Source organism: Bdellovibrionales bacterium, from assembly GCA_016716765.1.
Lineage (GTDB): Bacteria > Bdellovibrionota > Bdellovibrionia > Bdellovibrionales > UBA1609 > JADJVA01.
Map to the genome: position 1 here is coordinate 1,169,189 of JADJVA010000020.1, position 16,545 is coordinate 1,185,733.

Genomic DNA, 16,545 nt, shown 5'->3' on the forward strand with positions numbered 1-16,545 from the left:
ATACAGGAGGTTCCACTTCGATGGAAGGTCGCTCTCAATCCAAACTTCAAGGTGAGACCTTTTCTCATAGACACATAGGTCCAAATACAACTGATCAACAAAAGATGTTGGAGACTCTTGATCTTAAGAATGGAAGTGATCTTCTTAATAGGACACTCCCGCAAGATATCCTTTATAAAGGCAAACTCGATCTGCCCTCTCAAGGGCTCGCTGAATCAGAGTTTTTATCGAGAGCCCGCTCCGTAGCAAGTAAAAATCAAATCTATAAAAGTTATCTCGGACAGGGCTACTATGATACCCACGTACCAGGAATTATTCTTCGTACCATTCTGGAAAATCCAAGTTGGTACACAGCCTATACGCCCTACCAAGCCGAAATTTCACAGGGTCGTATGGAGGCCCTTCTTAATTTCCAAACTATGGTTGCTGATTTGACAGGTCTTCCGATTGCCAATTCCTCACTTCTCGATGAAGGAACGGCTGCTGCCGAGGCCATGACGATGAGTCAGTCGGTCAACAAAAAAAACTCATCCAACATCTTTGTTGTTGATGAGGATATTTTCCCACAGACTCTCGAGGTTTTGCAAACACGAGCTGAGCCTTTGGGCATTGAAATCAAAAATGTGAATTTAAAAAAATGGGATTTCTCCACTCCTGCGTTTGGTATTTATGTCCAATACCCTTCCTTCTCGGGAGCGATTTGTGATCTAACTGAAATATGTGAAAGAGCTCATCGTCATGGTTCCTTGGTTATTGCTGGAACCGATTTGTTAGCATTAACTCTTCTGAGGCCACCTGGAGAAATGGGCGTCGATATCACCGTTGGGTCAAGTCAAAGATTTGGAGTGCCCATGAGTTTTGGGGGGCCTCATGCGGCCTTCATTTCCACTCGCCAAGAATATATTCGATCAATTCCTGGTCGCCTCATTGGGGTAAGCAAGGACATCGATGGGAAGCTCGCCCTTCGTCTCACCCTACAAACACGCGAACAACATATTCGCCGAGAAAAGGCCACGAGCAATATTTGTACGGCACAGGTTCTTCTCGCGGTAATGGCTTCAATGTATGCTGTTTATCACGGTCCGAATGGGCTGAGAAGAATCGCCTCTGACATCCACCTATTGGCAAAAACCGCAGCAAACCTGCTAAAAAATCTCGGATTCAAAATTGTCCATGAACATTTTTTTGATACATTGAGAGTGGAACTTCCGGAAGATCAAAAAAAATCGATCCTCTTTTTGGCCAAAGCTAAAAAGATTAACTTAGCTGATTTTGGAAATAATACTCTCGGGATATCCTTTGATGAAACAAAGACAGCTCGAGACCTTGAAGAACTCATCAGTTTGTTCAGTGCCAATGCCCTAAATCAAATTTATGATTTATTGAATCGGGCGGAATGCAACTTTGGGCTTCTCTCCAGAAAGAGTTCCTTTCTGACTCACCCGACTTTTAATTCCTACCATTCCGAAACAGAAATGCTTCGCTATATCCGTCGTCTCGAATGCAAGGATTTAACGCTGGCAAATGCGATGATTCCGCTTGGTTCATGTACCATGAAGCTCAATGCCGTAAGCGAGATGATTCCTGTTACCTGGCCTGAATTCGCGAAAATTCACCCCTTTGCTCCCTTAGAACAAACTCAAGGCTACCAGCTATTGATTTCTGAACTTGAAAACTGGTTGTGTCAGCTAACGGGTTTTGCTGGAATTTCTTTTCAACCCAATGCCGGTTCTCAAGGGGAATACGCAGGCCTTTTAGCTATTCGCAAGTTTCACCAGTCCCGCCAACAAGGTCACCGAAATATCTGTCTCATCCCCCGATCGGCCCACGGAACAAATCCAGCGAGTGCCGCCATGGCCGGCATGGAAGTCGTTGTCGTCGGTTGCGATACGAACGGAAACATCGACATTGATGACCTGCAAATCAAGGCACATACTCATAGAAATAAGCTTGCCGCACTCATGGTGACTTATCCGTCTACACACGGAGTTTTTGAAGAAGAAATCATTAAAATCTGTCAAATTGTGCATGAATTTGGTGGACAAGTTTACATGGATGGGGCCAATTTCAACGCCATGGTTGGACTCGCCCGACCTCACGAAATTGGCGCCGACGTCTGCCACCTCAACCTTCACAAAACCTTTAGCATTCCGCATGGCGGAGGAGGGCCTGGGGTTGGTCCCATCGGAGTGGCAGAGCATCTGATGCCTTTTCTTCCGACTCATAAACAACAAAGTCGTTGCGGACCTAAAACTGGGATTTCGGCTGTCTCTTCAGCCCCGTGGGGAAGCGCTGGAATCTTACCCATTTCTTGGGCCTATGTTCATATGATGGGCTTGGAGGGTTTGAAGAAAGCGACGGAAGTGGCCATACTCTCGGCAAATTATATTGCAAAACGTTTAAGTCCACACTACCCAGTTGTTTACCGGGGGAAGCAAGGCTTTGTAGCCCATGAGTGTATTTTAGATTGCAGTGAATTTCGTGGATCCTCCGGTATTCAAGTCGATGATATTGCGAAGAGATTGATGGACTACGGTTTTCACGCTCCCACAATGTCATGGCCCGTGCCAGGAACCCTCATGGTTGAGCCAACAGAGAGCGAATCCCTCGCTGAGCTTGATCGTTTCTGCGATGCCATGATTCAAATTCGCAAAGAGATCAAACAGATTGAAATGGGCCATACAGACCGAGAGAATAACCCGCTTCGTAATGCCCCCCATTCCATCGAACACTTAACATCAGACGAGTGGAAACATCCTTACACGAGGGAGGAAGCGAGCTTTCCACTGACGTGGGTGAAAGATCATAAGTTTTGGACTCCCATCAGACGAATCGATAACGCTTACGGAGACAGAAATCTTGTCTGCAGTTGTCCCAGCCCTGACGAGTATGTATGATGGCGCTCAACTTATGAACGCACCTCCTTCTCAACTGGAACAGCTACGACTCTCAAGCTTTTGCGCTTATCCATTTGTTCAGCTATCGACGATTCCCGCCGGTTTTTTTCGACCATGCTGCTATTATACAAAAATGTTGCAAGCACCTACAGGACGAAATTTTTCTGTCGCAACTGACTCGATAGAAAAGGTTTGGAACAGCGACAGTCTTCGCATGATTCGAAAAAAAATGTTGAGCGGAGAAGCCCTTCATCAGTGTCGTCAGTGTTATCAGGAGGAGGCCTCTGGCTCTACAAGCATGCGTCAACGAAGTCTCCAAGATTGGGGAGACCACGAGGGCCTTGGCAAGGCGATCAAAGAAGCTGAAAGTAATGACTACCAGCTTTCTTCCTTGCCTTATTTTCTTGAACTCAAGCCGGGTAACCTCTGTAATTTAAAATGCAGAATGTGTAATCAGTTTGATAGTAGCTCCGTTGCCAATGAACTCAAAACTCTGGCAAACAAGTACAGTCATCTCATTTCACTTAAGGATCCAAGGCTTTTCGACAAAGAAACCTTTGAAGTTGATTTTACTATTGACCAAATGCCGAACTGGTCGGCTATTCCAGGATTTTGGGCAGAAATCACCAGTTTTATCCCATATATCGAGACTCTTAGCTTCGCCGGAGGCGAACCAGCCCTCCTTCCTGAAGTTTTCTCTCTGTTGAAGGCTTGTGTCGACAGCGGACATTCGAAACGTATTCGAGTATTTTTATCTTCAAATTTTACTTATTTGAGCACTGAATTGATTGAAGTTTCCACCCAGTTTAATCCCTTTGAATTCATAGCAAGTATTGATGGGACAGGTTCTGTTCAAGAGTACATTCGGTTTCCTTCTAAATGGAACGTGGTTGCAGAAAACTTTCTGCTCGTGAAAGAGCGCGTAAAGGAAGGGAGAGTAAAGCTCCTGGTAAACCTGACCCTACAAATGTATAATATTCTGTCTTTCACCGATGTTCTAGATTGGATTGAAACTCTCGCATTGGAACAGCCTCATTTTTATCAGTATCCTTACTCAATAAACATTCTCTTTAAGCCTCGGTTTTTGAATATCGACATTCTTCCCCTTTCTGTGAGAGAGATCGCCATTGAGAGAATTAATTCCTATTTGAAGCGTTCCCATCTCATCAAAAATCTCGAGGGATTAGGTGATCGCTTCGACCTCATACTTCATCAACTCAAACAACCGCTACCGCCAGATTATGAGGAAAATCTGAAAAAGTTTTGGGCTTACACCCAGCTCCTTGATGACCACCGAAAACAGAAACTCAAGCACGTGGATCCCATTCTCTACGCTGCCGTCGCAAGTGAGGCTGCTAGATTGGGTTTTGAGAACTGGAGTTTTTCGGAATCTCACCTCAAAAATGTGTCAGTTGCAACCTTGGTTGGCGAGCAAAGTCCATGAATGATCTCACGGACTCGGACCCCGATCAAAATCAACCCCTCCTACCCAAGGGAATTTGTCCTTTGCCCTGGCTGCATTTTAGCGTCAATACAGACACGTCAATTCGAGTGTGTTGCAATACAGATCATGGTGGCCACATTCGCGATGAAAATAATAACCCCATTTACCTCTCGAATCTCGCATCGGTTGATCAAGCATTCAATGGCCCCTTTATGAAGAGATTTCGTTTGGCTATGGCAAATGGTGAGAAGCCAACTTTTTGTAACAATTGTTATCGCGTTGAAGACAATGGTGGTGTTTCCTTACGCAATATCTACCTCAAGCAATATGAGGAGAGCTTTCATCATCTTCTCGAGGCGACGGGAGAAGATGGTACAGCGACAAATGAAATTTCATTTTTAGACCTGTCACTGAGTAACCACTGCAATTTGAAATGCCGCATGTGCGGGCCAACCTCTTCCTACGCTCTACACGATGACTTTGAGTCCCTTAAAATTCATTTCTCCAAAGAACATACACAAAGAGCCCATCTCGACTGGCAGGATGACAGCCATCTTACTATGATTTTTTCAAAAATTCTGCCTGGCCTGAAAGAAGTACTCACCACAGGGGGGGAACCCTTTCTCTCGCGATTGCATTTGAAACTTCTCGAATTGGCAGTTCAAAATGGATCGAGTCGCAACATTGTTCTCCGCTACCATTCAAACATTTCTGTTCTTCCTCCTCGGCTTCTTGAATTGTGGTCAGAATTTAAGGCAATTGAAATTCATATTAGCGTGGAGGGTTACGGGGATATCAACGATTATATTCGCTTCCCTCTCAAGTGGAGTGTCTTTCGCAAAAACTTTGAAAGCTTGATTGAATTGAAGAAAAGGCTTCCTCTCTGGCTGGAAATTCACACCTGTTTTCAGGCCTATAATATTTTACGACTTCCAGAATTTCTCGATTTTCTTATCAACTACCGTGATTCCCTTCCAGCCATGCCTTATTTTATTTCCCTGGGAAATCCATCGTACCTTTCCGCCTCTGTTCTTCCTTCAGCCCTTAAAGAACTAGCGATGGAAAAAATCTACCGCCACCTTGATAGAAATATTTCCCACTACGATGAGCACTTTGGCCAATTCAATCGAGAAAAGATTGAGATACTATTGAGTCATTTCAAATCTTTGAATCACTCAATTGAAACCGAGATCCAGCGCCATATTTCCTGGAAGAAGTTTATGGACTATACCTCATCATTTGATCGCCTTCGGAACCAATCTATTCTAGAACTCCTTCCTGAGATGAAATCCTTTTGGAAACCTGGAAATGCCGAAAGCGATTTTAACGCCACTGTATAGTAATACTATAAGGGCGACCTTTCCTCCTCCCCTTTCATTGTGTAACTTTTTTCCCATGTAACTCGATAAGAGACTGCACATTCTTAGCAAAATGTTCAAATTAAGACCCCCCATTCCTTTTCTGTCTGATCAAAGTACAATTTAAACAAGGTCGCGGGCATCCAATTCTTATTGGGGAGGAATATACATGCTGAATCCACTTTCTCGTCGTCGTGTTCTTCAGGCACTTTCATTGACAATGACCGGAAGCCCTTGGCTGTCTGCTCTTGCTGAAAGGCAAGCCAATCAAAATATCCCCAAATTAAGTTTAAAAGCTCGGATTGTTGAGACCGGCGAAATTGTAGATATCGATAACGATGAGGTCGGACAGTTGATTTTCGAAGGGAAGGCTCAGATTGTAGAGGACAAATCGAGTGTTGTCGAAAAACTTGAGTATTTTTCCTCGCTCGCAATTCCTCGATTTATGAAGTTTGAAAATGTTATGAAATCTATTACGCCTGAAATTGAAGCCCATTTTGATTACTTCATTTGTGTAAATACAGCAAAAGCTGATTCCTCTCCAACAAACTTTGTGCCTGCCCAATTCATGTCAGTCATTGGGCGTCCACGAAAGGGCCGAAATATTTTTGAACGCAATTCCTCTCAAGAAATTATTGGCATCACCGCCGAGTCTCAGAAATTTCAGAGCGATTTTTTTGAAACCTATTTCGAAAATGCACTCAAGCAATCCGCCGAATATGCTCGTCGCAATGATATCAACCTCAATTACCAAAATGATCAACTGCCGTACGCCCTTCCCGTTTCATCTGGGTTGGCGGGATCGGGATCCATATTGACAATATCTGGGGCCTTTCAAGTTCATTTTGCAAAAACAAGGGATCACCAGCAAGGCACGATTGGTTCTCCCATGTCTCATGCCATGTATATCTATTATCGCTATAGTTCTGGAGGCCGTTGGTCCGGAATCGCCATCCATGGCACTCCACCAAGCAATTGGAAAAAACTGGGGGTTTCCAGGGCCAGCCATGGTTGTGTCAGAACACTACCACACGTGGCAAAGGCCCTTCGCGGGGCCTTTTTTGAGTCGAGCTCTTTTTTATCGCCCAACCTGCCTGAATTTGATGCGAACTCAGCCTTGCCCAAATTAACCGGAAAAAATATCTCAGAAAGCCGCCCGAAGGCGGTCATCGTCTTATTTGAGGGATATCAGCGACCCACCATTCACCTGGGCTAAAATCGCATGAACTGGCCCACTTGATTGTTGTTCCAAACTCCAAGGGAGCCGGCTGAACTAAATCTCAGGAGTCCAGGATCTTCAAACATGCGTCCGGCAGCAGCGCTCACGTTGTGAGCACTGCACCAAGCCGAACTCGATCCTGAACCCCTAAGATCTGCTTCAGCCAGCTCCCTGTGTCTTTTGGACACAACAGAATCACCGAAGGCTTGTGGGCCAACCGCTGCATTAAAAACGAGATCCTTCTTCTCAAATTATTGATTTTTGCATGAGTCGAATGCCGGCCAAGGGGAGGTCAATCGCCTCATCCGCAAAACCTGGTGTACAAGGAAAGATTCCAGAAGCCTTAGAAATCATATGTCATCATCGCCATCCGAAGTTGGAATCCTTGGTTGGCCCACAAGCCTTCGGTGATTCTGTTGTGTCCAAAAGACACAGGGAGCTGGCTGAAGCAATCTCAGGGGTTCAGGATCGAGTTCGGCTTGGTGCAGTGCTCACAACGTGAGCGCTGCTGCCGGACGCATGTTTGAAGATCCTGGACTCCTGAGATTTGGTTCAGCCGGAGCCCTTGGAGTTTGGAACAACAATCAAGTGGGCCAGTTCAATGATTGCAAACATCAATGGTTTGATTGGGATAAAAGTATTTCAAGCCAAGCTCTGGCATTTATTGGAAACGCGTCTCGAGAAGTCAATAATCCTGACCGAAGGCTCTGCTCAGAACACTTGCAATCTTTAAACAAGGTGTCCCCAGTATCCAAAATTCTTTCTGTCATTTGGAATGCCTTGGCATTATTCGCACGCATCGTCTGAATCACATCGTCCAAGGTCACATGCGGTATCGAATCATCCCAGCAGTCATAATCTGTCACAAAACAACAAGGCAGATACGGAAGACCTGCCTCTCGGGCCAAGGCATATTCCGGAAAATGCGTCATTCCAATGATATCCGCACCCATGGAACGATAATGAATGGATTCCGCTTGAGTTGAAAAGTAAGGACCTTCCACACAAATGTAGGTTTGGCCCACGTGGCTTTCAAAAGGCAAGCCCTCTGCCAGTTCGATCGTTCTGCTTGCCATTGACTGACAAACTGGCTTGGCTAAAGACACATGGCCAACGACACCGTCTCCACAGAAGCTATGATGACGAAGACCTTTCGTGCGATCAATATACTGAATCGGAATGACCATATCTCCAGGTTTATAATGCTGTTGGAGGCTACCAACAGCTGAAAAGCTAAGAATTGCCTTTGCACCATATTTCTTTAAGGCCCAAATATTTGCTCTATAGTTAACTTCGCTAGGCAAAAGTTCATGGTGATCTCCATGCCGAGAAACAAATAAACATTCATGATCCCCTATCTTGACGGTTTTTAATCCGCTCGATGCAGAGCCGAAGGGTGTTTCTCTACCTAATAAAGAAATCGTTTTAAAATTTTCAAATTTTTCGAAACCTGACCCACCTATGATGGCCCACATACTAAAACCTCCTCATAAACTAAAAATAAAATATTCACAAAGTTCTCTCGCCTATGCCCCGACGCATTTCGCGTAATGCTTCAACCTCTTCGGTTGGCAAAAAACTGAGTCCACCCATTTGCTTAGCTAAAGCCAGTATTTGAGCAGAATGCTCCAGTCTCTCCATTCCATTCACCGCTTCATCCAAATCCTCTCCCCAACTCAAACCGCCGTGCCGACTCAGTATCATCAAACGGTGATGAGGAAGAAAGGAACCCAAGACCTCTCCCATTCCCACAGTTGTTGGTCGCGCATAGGGAACTATAGGTATGGAGCCAACAGCCAAGATTATTTCGCTCAGACAATCACTTGGTAATTCTGAAAGCTGCGGGTGCGAAATAGACCAAGCCACTGCGTAAGGAGGATGAGCATGTACAACAGCCCTAGCCTTTTTAACTTGTCGGTAGACTTCAAGATGCATCGACATCTCTCCAGAAGGCTTTCCCTCCAGTACGCGGCCCTTCAGGTCAATGACGCAGAGATCTTCGACCTTAATAAAAGCCTTGGCTACTCCAGAAGGCGTAATGACAATCCTCTCGTCACTCAAACGATAACTGAGATTCCCGTCTGCAGCGGCCAGCATTCCTCGATCATAAAGACGTCGAGAACCCAAAAGTATTTGCTGTCTCACCGTCAACTCTAATTCCATGCTCATTTAGATTCCCTTCTGGCAGGCAAGTATTCTATGCAGGAGAAACTGAGTCAAGCTAGACGAACTCAGAATAACGTGGGATATTCGGCCATCATGAAAATTCGACACTTGCATCATTTTAGCCTCCCAGAATCCATCACGGAACGAATTCAATGGGGCCTTGCTCGAGAGCAGTTCAATTTGGAACAAAAGCATTCATTGAGTGAGGCCATTTTAGATCTTTCAAGGCAATATTTGGATAGAACAATTGACCCTCAACTGTGGACGAATCGTCGTCATCGTGCCGCCTATTGGGCTTACTTTCTCCCACTCAACTTTCTACGCCTGACCGCAGTTCTCGAGGAGGGACTCCGTCTTAATTTCTTTAAAAATATTAAGGAAGTTGTTGATTTTGGATCTGGTCCAGGAACAGGCTTACTCGCATGGGATCTCCTCCAAATCCCAATACCTCTCGATTGTTACCAATCCATCGACTCAGCTCGCGAACCACTGGATATCATAAGAGCAATGATTGATAAATTTCCAGTGACCATGCAAACAGAAATCCACCAGAGTCGTACTCTTCCGCGAGCTCCCCATTCACAGAGTCTCGCCTTATTGAGTTATTCACTTAACGAGGGACATTCAATACCCGAAAATTTGGATGGCTATTCACATGTCCTTATCTTAGAACCTAGCAGTCGAACACAAGGACGGCAGCTCATGGTTTGGAGAAATGAACTTCTCGAGAAGGGTTATCATATTTGGGCACCTTGCACCCATCAGATGGCTTGTCCATTGCTTGAAATGTCCAAGTCAGATTGGTGCCATGATCGTATATTATTGCGACGACCTGATTGGCTGATTCACCTGGAGGACCTGCTTCCCCTTGATAACCGCAGCCTCACCTTTTCCTATTTGATGGCCTCTCGAATCGCTCCTCCCGAATGGTCTGTAGCAAGGATCATTGGAGATACTCTTGAGGAAAAGGGAAAGACAAAACAAGCACTTTGCCGAGGCCCAAAGAGAGAGTTTTTATCATGGCTCAAGAAAGAAGGGCGGGCTCCACTTATTCCTCGCGGTTCAAGAGTTGAGCTGCCGACGGACTTAACTATCAAGGCAAACGAACTGCGTTCAAAATCAGAAATTAGAATTCATTCCACACACGGAAAAATCTAAATGCAGTTTTTAAGGCCCATGGGCCAATGAAACCCTGATTCGGGTTTAGGCAACCTTTGTATTTGTGAGAAGCTCAATAATACTATCGTAAACGGCGACTCTTTCGGGTGTCTCTTTGTAAGCCCTTCTTCGAACTCCCATGGCTAAATCAGCAGCCGTAATACTCAAGTTTGGAGACCTATAAGTTGGATCGGCTCCGAATGAAAGAAATAGCTTAGCAGATTCCAAATCACCCTCACGAGCCGCATACATCAGCGGATTCCATCCCTTGTTATCGATGTCATTTACATTGAATCCACCGAGGTTCCACACCAACTGTGCCATTTCGACTCGTCCGCTCTGAGCGGCCGCAATCAGAAGGGTTGCTCGTTCATTTGAAACAATCTTCTGATCTGAGCCCTTTTCAATTAAAATCTTAACTGCCTCGATGTGACATTTTCGAACGGCCTTCATCAAAGCATTCTCTCCCAGCATATCCTTGCACGCAACGTCAATAGAAGGATTATCAAGAAGGTTGAGCACGATCTCCTCAGCACCCATTGTTTCCAAAGCAATCATAAGGGAATTCTTTCCTCTTGTAGAGACGAGATTTCCTCCTCCTCCCATCCAATTCGGATCGGCCCCTTTACTCAAGAAATATTTGACCTCTTTTTGATTCTTCTCCAGAATGGCCTTCACCAAAGGGGAATACCCTGAGGGAAGGATCGTATTCATACTTGCCCCTTGTTCCAAACACCAATTCATCTGATCAACTAAGTTTTCATCTATGGCCCACACAAAGGCGTCCTGAATATCTGCACCGGCCTCCTTAAAAAAGAGGGCAACTTTTGGTTTTCCCTTCTCCAGTGCTATGTTAATGAGGTTTCGTCCGCGATGGTCAACTTTCTCCATACCTTTTTCAGGACTTTGCATCATTGCCACTATGGCCCTTTGGAAGTTGAGCTCGGTCGCTAGCATAATCGGCGTATATTTTGTGGATCTTTCAGGGATATCAGCTCTCGCCTTGTTTTTTATCAATAATTCAATGAGCGGCAAGGCATTTGCCTTAACAGCAAAATACAAAGTCGTCTTTTCCGTATCACGATCAATGGTATTGATATCCGCACCCAAATTAATTGCCATCAAAACGCCAGAGATGTTACCACCACGGGCCTGTGATATCAGCATTTTCTCATTCTTACCCTGATGGCCATCTGCCGAGGTCTTCGGCTGTACAATTTTCTCAAAAATTCGCTTTATTCGAAATGGAACCATAATCTCCTCAATAGATGCTTTGATCATATCAAATAATTATTTTATTCGGTCTAACTTATGCCCAAAATTTTTAGAATCAGGTCGAAAGTATTTGGCTGTTCAAGCCCAAATATTGAATTGAACTCGCAACATCAGGATCTTTGTCCAGAATCAGGGGGGCCTTCCATTTTCTTCCCTGAAAAGTCTTTTGACGACGGAATTCGTCCAGAAACATTTGATAGGTTTCCATTTTACTCGATGCCCAAGCTGGAGCGACCAACTCATCATGACGACTCGCAACTGCAGCAAGCCGATGCACAGATAGCTCCGGCCGCAGGTGTTCGAGAAACAAGATCGTTCTTCGAATATAAACCTCACGAGAGAGAGGTATAAATTGACCATCATTCCAAATCTTCTCGAGCGGAGTATTTCGCAATACATGAAGATTATGAAGCTTTACATTGTTGATCGGCAATTGGTTAACCAGCTTTGCGGTCGCAATGACTTGATCATCCGTTTCTCCTGGAAATCCAAAAATCAGATGAATCCCCAGATCTACCTGAGTTTTCTCTTTTATTCTCAAAATGGAATCGATTGCTCTTTGCCCAGAATGTCCACGTTGCATCCACACAAGCTGTTTTTCATCAAAAGATTGAACTCCCAGTTCAACTGCCACAAATCGATCTGATCTCGTTGTCTCATTCCATAAATCCAGAACAGCATCTGAAATACAATCCGGCCTGGTCCCAACGACCACTCCCTTTACATCGGGAAATGAAAAAGCCGTTTTAAACTGCTCACGCAAATGAATCGTTCGACTAAAAGTAGTCGTGTAGGCCTGAAAGTAGACCAAAAACATCTCCCCATTAAATCGTCGCTGCAATCTCGCGCGAGTTTCCTCAATTTGCCGATGCAGAGGTTCTTGAGAGTATTCGGGAAAAGCGGCTGATCCCCACTGATCACAAAAAATGCAGACTTTTCCTCCTCCCAGCCCCTCGCGGTTTGGGCAAGTTTCAGAAATGCTGACGGGAATCTTATAAACTTTTCCACCAAAACGATGACGGTAAAATTGGCTGATCGCATGATAGGGCAAACCTTGCCAGGGTGAAGCTAATGACATATGTGATACTTAAGCAAAATATTGGAGTTTGGCAATGCCATTGAGAGATGAGCTTGATTCGAACAATCCGTTTCAGATTGAAATCACCCAAGATGGCAGTCCGACCCTCAGACTAAGGGATTCATCGGGTCTTGGAGAATCCATGCATAATCTTAAGGGAGCTTTTTCAGAAACTATATATATTTACCTTCCCACCCTTCAAAGGGCCTTCGAATGGCAAGAGCCAGAAACTCGCCTGCTTTCAGTAGGGCTAGGACTTGGTTACAATGAACTTCTCTCCGCAGCCTTTACACTTAAAAATTATCCGAACCACCCCTGGCGCCTGCTCAGTTACGAAAGCAAGGATTTTCTTCGCCGCTACTTCATCAGCTGGCTCGATGAAAACCCTCGAGTCTCCCAAACTGATTCTGATCTATTTGGCGTCTATGATGTTATATTAGATTTGGTGAGTCGCGAGATGAACCTGACTCAAACCGCTGTCCGGAATCAATTGAAGCAAATGGCAGCAGAGAAAACCTGGATGCTCTACGAGACGCTCAAGCCATGTGAACATCCACCATTTCGGGTGCACGGAATTTTTTACGATGCTTTTTCATCTCAAACGAGTCCAGAGCTCTGGAATGAAAGTAACTTAGATCAGTTTTTTATCCAATTTGCGGACGTTCCCTGCGTTTTGTCTACTTACGCTGCCACCGGATCTCTCAAGCGGGCACTGAAAAGAGCAAATTTCAAAGTTGAATTCGTTCCAGGATTTGGCGGAAAGAGACAGAGCACCACGGCGATGAGAGATCGTCATTACTGAAAATCGAACATTAATAGGCGATTTTTTTTCTTGCCGAAGCCGGCCTTCGAACTTTTGGCTCTTGGCGAGCAATGCTCTCTCTTGGCTGAGCTAAATGAGCTATGATTTCTTGATGACAGCCATTGACGCAGGTGAGGCCCCAATCGCTCCCGGCATTGCGAAGCTTATCTAGTAGATCATATCGTGTTCTGAACTCTATGAGCATCTCAGGAGTTACCATGTTGGATCCGCCAAACTGAGTCGTGAAAATCTGATGCCTTCCAGATGAATCCCGAATGAGAATATTCTTTAGACCCCAGGAATCAAATTCATAAGTCATACTTCTGAGAACTCCCTTCGATTCCGAAAATTCAACTGCCAGCAATTGATCAGTAACTCCATCTATCCAATTTAATTCCAGTCGGGGATGATTTTTATCTCTCTGAACGATAACCTCAAGCTTTCCCTTTTCGCAGCGTGGGATATCCAGCAATTTTATCTTGGCTAGCTTTAAGTGTTGGGACAACATCAATTCTGCCTCAAGACAGCGACTATGAGGCTGAGAAAAATAAAGAGAATACATGACAGAGAGAAGAAATACTCCTCCCTTTTCTCTTGGATAGGGATCGGCTCGTAGAGCTCTCGCAAGTCCGCTATTTTCACTATGCCTGGCCATTTTGAGGCTCAAGATTTCTTCTACTCGCATCAGATCAGAGGCTATTCCCGCCGTTGGCGTCAAAAGGAATTTCTCCTCGTTAACTAAAAATAGCCCCAAATCCAAGTTTTGAATCTGAATTGAATCAACATATTCTTGCGCTTCCTTACTATTGGTCAGCTTCCAATGAACTTCAATGGCGGCTTCTCTACCTCTGATTTCAATTCGATGAGGAGCCTTTTCAATTCCTTGCAGTAATGAGTACTCCATCAAACGTGATCGATTGATGCTTTCTTGAGGGAGCAATCGTTTGATAAAATCCTTCGCTGATTCGTCTTTCACACCTGATTTGATCAGTCCCCTATTTCCTATATTATGGATAGCCGAGGATGCGCTTGCAATGGAGAACCTGGCCAAACTGGCTTTCGTTAAGAGAAATTCTCCGGCAGACAGAAAAATGAGAAAACAGAAAATTCGTTCTCTCACACTTTTCCGAGATATTTTCAAATAGAGCACTGAATGAGCATTGAAATACACGAGCTTCCCCGATTTCCGTCAGTTTCCTCTATCGGACGTTTGTCGGGTCGGGTTAACGAAGGTAGGGGTTCGTCTCAAAATGGATCGAATCTGCTTGCTCACTCGAGCTTGTTAGAATCTGATATTGTTATGAGTGCAAAAAAGCTAGGTATTTTGTTAGTCCTTCTTTTTTCAGTGGCAACCGAAGCAACGGAATGGGACGAAAAGGATCAACTCACGCCTGCGGAGTTAAATGAGCTGATCGGAATAGAAAAAGGTCCTGTTGAGAAATCTCAGTTACCTGGAATTGAACAGGCCATCGGATTCTTCTCGCGTGGTGATCTTATTAATTCCAATAGTCTCCCCTCGGAGTCCCAGGGCCTCTTGAAAATCATGCAGGGCAGAAAGCGAGCCTACGCAACTGATGACGTGGTTAAAATACTTGCCGATATTGCAAAAAGCATCTCTCGGGACTGTCCAAATGGGGAGCGACTTCAGATTGGCGATATCAGCGGAGCAGGTGGAGGCCCCCTGGGGCGCCACGGGAGTCATCAAAACGGTCTTGATGTCGATATTGCCTACTATCGCCACAATCACAAAGAACAGAATCCCGATAACAATCTTGGATTTGATGAAGATTTTGCCCCGAGAGGAAAACTCTCCCTAAACTTTGACTCAGATCGAAACGGAGAAGTCTTTAGCCGCCTTATTCAGACGGGTCGAGTGAATCGAATATTTGTCGACGAGGTCATCAAAAAGCATTTTTGCCTAAAATGGAAAAATCAAGACTCAGATCTAAAGGTGGCCGCAGTTCTCAGAAGCTTGCGTCCCCTGAAAAACCACCACGATCATTTTCACCTCCGACTGACCTGTCCACCAACAAGTCCACGCTGCATAGAACAGGAACCTCCTCCTGTTGGGACAGGATGTTAGAACTCACCTATCTTGCTCGCGCAGACTCCAGCAACTCCATGATTTCTTTGATCACCAAGCCCTTTTCATTTTTATCATTCGATCCAATCGCCTTCCTGACACAATGATCAATGTGCTGTTCAATGATTTTCTCTTCCAAAGAACCCAATGCCGAACGCACCGCTTTGATTTGAGTCAAAATGTCCATGCAGTAGCGCTTCTCTTCAACCATCTTGGCGATCCCACGAATTTGTCCTTCAAGGCGCTTCAAGCGATTGAGATGACTCGTGTGAGAAGTTCCCTTTTTTTCCATTAGATGCCTCCAAGATTTTTACTTTTCAGTCGAAGGCTATTGAGTACTACAGAGATACTGCTCAAGGCCATAGCTATTGCAGCAAAAACAGGAGGAAGCAAGGTCCCTGTTGTCGGAAACAAGACTCCCGCCGCCAAGGGAATTCCAAGACCATTGTAAACAAATGATAGAAATAGATTCTGACGAACAACCTTCATGGTGCCCCTGGAGATTTTCAAAGCGATCGGCAAAAGCTCCAAATCGCCATTAATCAGAGTCATGTCAGCAGATTCAATTGCGATATCCGTTCCAGTGCTCATGGCAATACCTAAATCAGATTGAGCCAGGGCAGGTGCATCATTGATACCATCCCCAGCCATTGCCACTCGGCGACCTGCCGATTGCAATTCCTTGACCTTCATAAGTTTGTCCCCTGGCAAAACCTCTCCCGCAAATCTCATGATCCCAACTTGGTTCGCTACACTTCCCGCAGCCCTTTGCGAATCCCCTGTCATCATCCAAACTTCAATACCCATTTCTCCAAGTTCACGTACAACCCCAGGAGCCCTCTCTTTTATCGGATCAGCCACTGCTATCATCATGACAAGACAAGCTTCTACCGCCACAAACACAGGAGTATGACCCAGTGAGCCCCATTCCTCCAGAGTTCTCATCACTTCTTCGTTGAGTTGGACGGATTCATTGAGCATCAATTTTTGATTGCCCACCAATATTCTCTTTTTTCTGCAAGCCCTATGATGCCTAAACCTGTTAAGGACTGAAAGCTCTCCACT

16 protein-coding genes are annotated in these 16,545 nt (G+C 45.0%); 8 read left to right on the forward strand and 8 right to left on the reverse strand.

The annotated features are described in order from the left end of the window. The first annotated feature begins 20 nt into the window (after positions 1–20). The 4 genes from gcvP (at position 21) to IPL83_14265 (ending at position 6,915) form a co-directional block, all read left to right on the forward strand. On the forward strand, positions 21–2,897 hold the full coding sequence (gcvP, locus tag IPL83_14250) for an aminomethyl-transferring glycine dehydrogenase (protein MBK9040299.1): 2,877 nt from the start codon (positions 21–23) through the stop codon (positions 2,895–2,897). Beyond that, complete coding sequence (locus tag IPL83_14255) at positions 2,860–4,341, forward strand: twitch domain-containing radical SAM protein (protein ID MBK9040300.1); 1,482 nt, start codon at positions 2,860–2,862, stop codon at positions 4,339–4,341. Before gcvP ends, IPL83_14255 begins: the two co-directional genes overlap by 38 nt. After that, the gene (locus IPL83_14260) at positions 4,338–5,681 is read left to right on the forward strand and encodes a twitch domain-containing radical SAM protein (protein ID MBK9040301.1); all 1,344 of its coding nucleotides are present in this window, start codon (positions 4,338–4,340) and stop codon (positions 5,679–5,681) included. Before IPL83_14255 ends, IPL83_14260 begins: the two co-directional genes overlap by 4 nt. A gap of 187 nt (positions 5,682–5,868) precedes the next feature. Then, positions 5,869–6,915, forward strand: a complete 1,047-nt coding sequence (locus tag IPL83_14265; protein MBK9040302.1) for a L,D-transpeptidase — start codon at positions 5,869–5,871, stop codon at positions 6,913–6,915. On the opposite strand, the gene IPL83_14270 is transcribed toward IPL83_14265, so the two are convergent. Beyond that, on the reverse strand, positions 6,912–7,106 hold the full coding sequence (locus IPL83_14270) for a hypothetical protein (GenBank protein MBK9040303.1): 195 nt from the start codon (positions 7,104–7,106) through the stop codon (positions 6,912–6,914). The genes IPL83_14265 and IPL83_14270 overlap by 4 nt on opposite strands. A gap of 77 nt (positions 7,107–7,183) precedes the next feature. Here IPL83_14270 and IPL83_14275 point away from each other — a divergent pair, with 77 nt between their 5' ends. Further along, complete coding sequence (locus IPL83_14275) at positions 7,184–7,420, forward strand: hypothetical protein (GenBank protein MBK9040304.1); 237 nt, start codon at positions 7,184–7,186, stop codon at positions 7,418–7,420. 112 nt (positions 7,421–7,532) lie between these two features. Here IPL83_14275 and IPL83_14280 read toward each other — a convergent pair whose 3' ends face one another. Beyond that, positions 7,533–8,393, reverse strand: a complete 861-nt coding sequence (locus IPL83_14280) for an MTAP family purine nucleoside phosphorylase (GenBank protein ID MBK9040305.1) — start codon at positions 8,391–8,393, stop codon at positions 7,533–7,535. Positions 8,394–8,427: 34 nt separating this feature from the next. Continuing rightward, positions 8,428–9,087, reverse strand: a complete 660-nt coding sequence (locus IPL83_14285) for a class II aldolase/adducin family protein (protein ID MBK9040306.1) — start codon at positions 9,085–9,087, stop codon at positions 8,428–8,430. 90 nt (positions 9,088–9,177) lie between these two features. Between IPL83_14285 and IPL83_14290 the strand changes: the two genes are divergently transcribed. Beyond that, positions 9,178–10,242: a hypothetical protein gene (locus tag IPL83_14290; GenBank protein ID MBK9040307.1), complete on the forward strand. Its 1,065-nt coding sequence runs from the start codon at positions 9,178–9,180 to the stop codon at positions 10,240–10,242. Positions 10,243–10,287: 45 nt separating this feature from the next. Here IPL83_14290 and IPL83_14295 read toward each other — a convergent pair whose 3' ends face one another. Beyond that, positions 10,288–11,496 (reverse strand): ankyrin repeat domain-containing protein, encoded by a 1,209-nt coding sequence (locus IPL83_14295; GenBank protein ID MBK9040308.1) that lies wholly within the window; start codon positions 11,494–11,496, stop codon positions 10,288–10,290. Positions 11,497–11,572: 76 nt separating this feature from the next. Further along, positions 11,573–12,595: a TIGR01212 family radical SAM protein gene (locus IPL83_14300; GenBank protein ID MBK9040309.1), complete on the reverse strand. Its 1,023-nt coding sequence runs from the start codon at positions 12,593–12,595 to the stop codon at positions 11,573–11,575. 34 nt (positions 12,596–12,629) lie between these two features. On the opposite strand from IPL83_14300, the gene IPL83_14305 reads away from it, so the two are divergent. Beyond that, complete coding sequence (locus IPL83_14305) at positions 12,630–13,397, forward strand: hypothetical protein (GenBank protein MBK9040310.1); 768 nt, start codon at positions 12,630–12,632, stop codon at positions 13,395–13,397. Between the two features lie 10 nt (positions 13,398–13,407). On the opposite strand, the gene IPL83_14310 is transcribed toward IPL83_14305, so the two are convergent. Then, positions 13,408–14,568, reverse strand: coding sequence for a hypothetical protein (locus IPL83_14310; protein MBK9040311.1), 1,161 nt, complete (start codon positions 14,566–14,568; stop codon positions 13,408–13,410). Here IPL83_14310 and IPL83_14315 point away from each other — a divergent pair. Next, on the forward strand, positions 14,551–15,480 hold the full coding sequence (locus IPL83_14315) for a penicillin-insensitive murein endopeptidase (GenBank protein MBK9040312.1): 930 nt from the start codon (positions 14,551–14,553) through the stop codon (positions 15,478–15,480). The genes IPL83_14310 and IPL83_14315 overlap by 18 nt on opposite strands. A gap of 7 nt (positions 15,481–15,487) precedes the next feature. On the opposite strand, the gene IPL83_14320 is transcribed toward IPL83_14315, so the two are convergent. Beyond that, a complete protein-coding gene (locus IPL83_14320) occupies positions 15,488–15,772 on the reverse strand; it encodes a metal-sensitive transcriptional regulator (GenBank protein ID MBK9040313.1) in 285 nt (94 codons plus the stop codon). After that, the gene (locus IPL83_14325; protein ID MBK9040314.1) at positions 15,772–16,479 is read right to left on the reverse strand and encodes an HAD-IC family P-type ATPase; all 708 of its coding nucleotides are present in this window, start codon (positions 16,477–16,479) and stop codon (positions 15,772–15,774) included. Before IPL83_14325 ends, IPL83_14320 begins: the two co-directional genes overlap by 1 nt. Positions 16,480–16,545 lie beyond the last annotated feature (66 nt).

Excerpts from the sequence above, each read along its gene's own strand:
- IPL83_14315 (MBK9040312.1), top strand. The coding sequence starts at position 14,551 with ATGAGCATTGAAATACACGAGCTTCCCCGATTTCCGTCAGTTTCCTCT.
- IPL83_14290 (MBK9040307.1), top strand. The coding sequence starts at position 9,178 with ATGAAAATTCGACACTTGCATCATTTTAGCCTCCCAGAATCCATCACG.
- IPL83_14320 (MBK9040313.1), bottom strand. The coding sequence starts at position 15,772 with ATGGAAAAAAAGGGAACTTCTCACACGAGTCATCTCAATCGCTTGAAG.
- IPL83_14285 (MBK9040306.1), bottom strand. The coding sequence starts at position 9,087 with ATGAGCATGGAATTAGAGTTGACGGTGAGACAGCAAATACTTTTGGGT.
- IPL83_14300 (MBK9040309.1), bottom strand. The coding sequence starts at position 12,595 with ATGTCATTAGCTTCACCCTGGCAAGGTTTGCCCTATCATGCGATCAGC.
- IPL83_14265 (MBK9040302.1), top strand. The coding sequence starts at position 5,869 with ATGCTGAATCCACTTTCTCGTCGTCGTGTTCTTCAGGCACTTTCATTG.
- IPL83_14305 (MBK9040310.1), top strand. The coding sequence starts at position 12,630 with ATGCCATTGAGAGATGAGCTTGATTCGAACAATCCGTTTCAGATTGAA.
- gcvP (MBK9040299.1), top strand. The coding sequence starts at position 21 with ATGGAAGGTCGCTCTCAATCCAAACTTCAAGGTGAGACCTTTTCTCAT.
- IPL83_14280 (MBK9040305.1), bottom strand. The coding sequence starts at position 8,393 with ATGTGGGCCATCATAGGTGGGTCAGGTTTCGAAAAATTTGAAAATTTT.
- IPL83_14295 (MBK9040308.1), bottom strand. The coding sequence starts at position 11,496 with ATGGTTCCATTTCGAATAAAGCGAATTTTTGAGAAAATTGTACAGCCG.
- IPL83_14275 (MBK9040304.1), top strand. The coding sequence starts at position 7,184 with ATGAGTCGAATGCCGGCCAAGGGGAGGTCAATCGCCTCATCCGCAAAA.
- IPL83_14260 (MBK9040301.1), top strand. The coding sequence starts at position 4,338 with ATGAATGATCTCACGGACTCGGACCCCGATCAAAATCAACCCCTCCTA.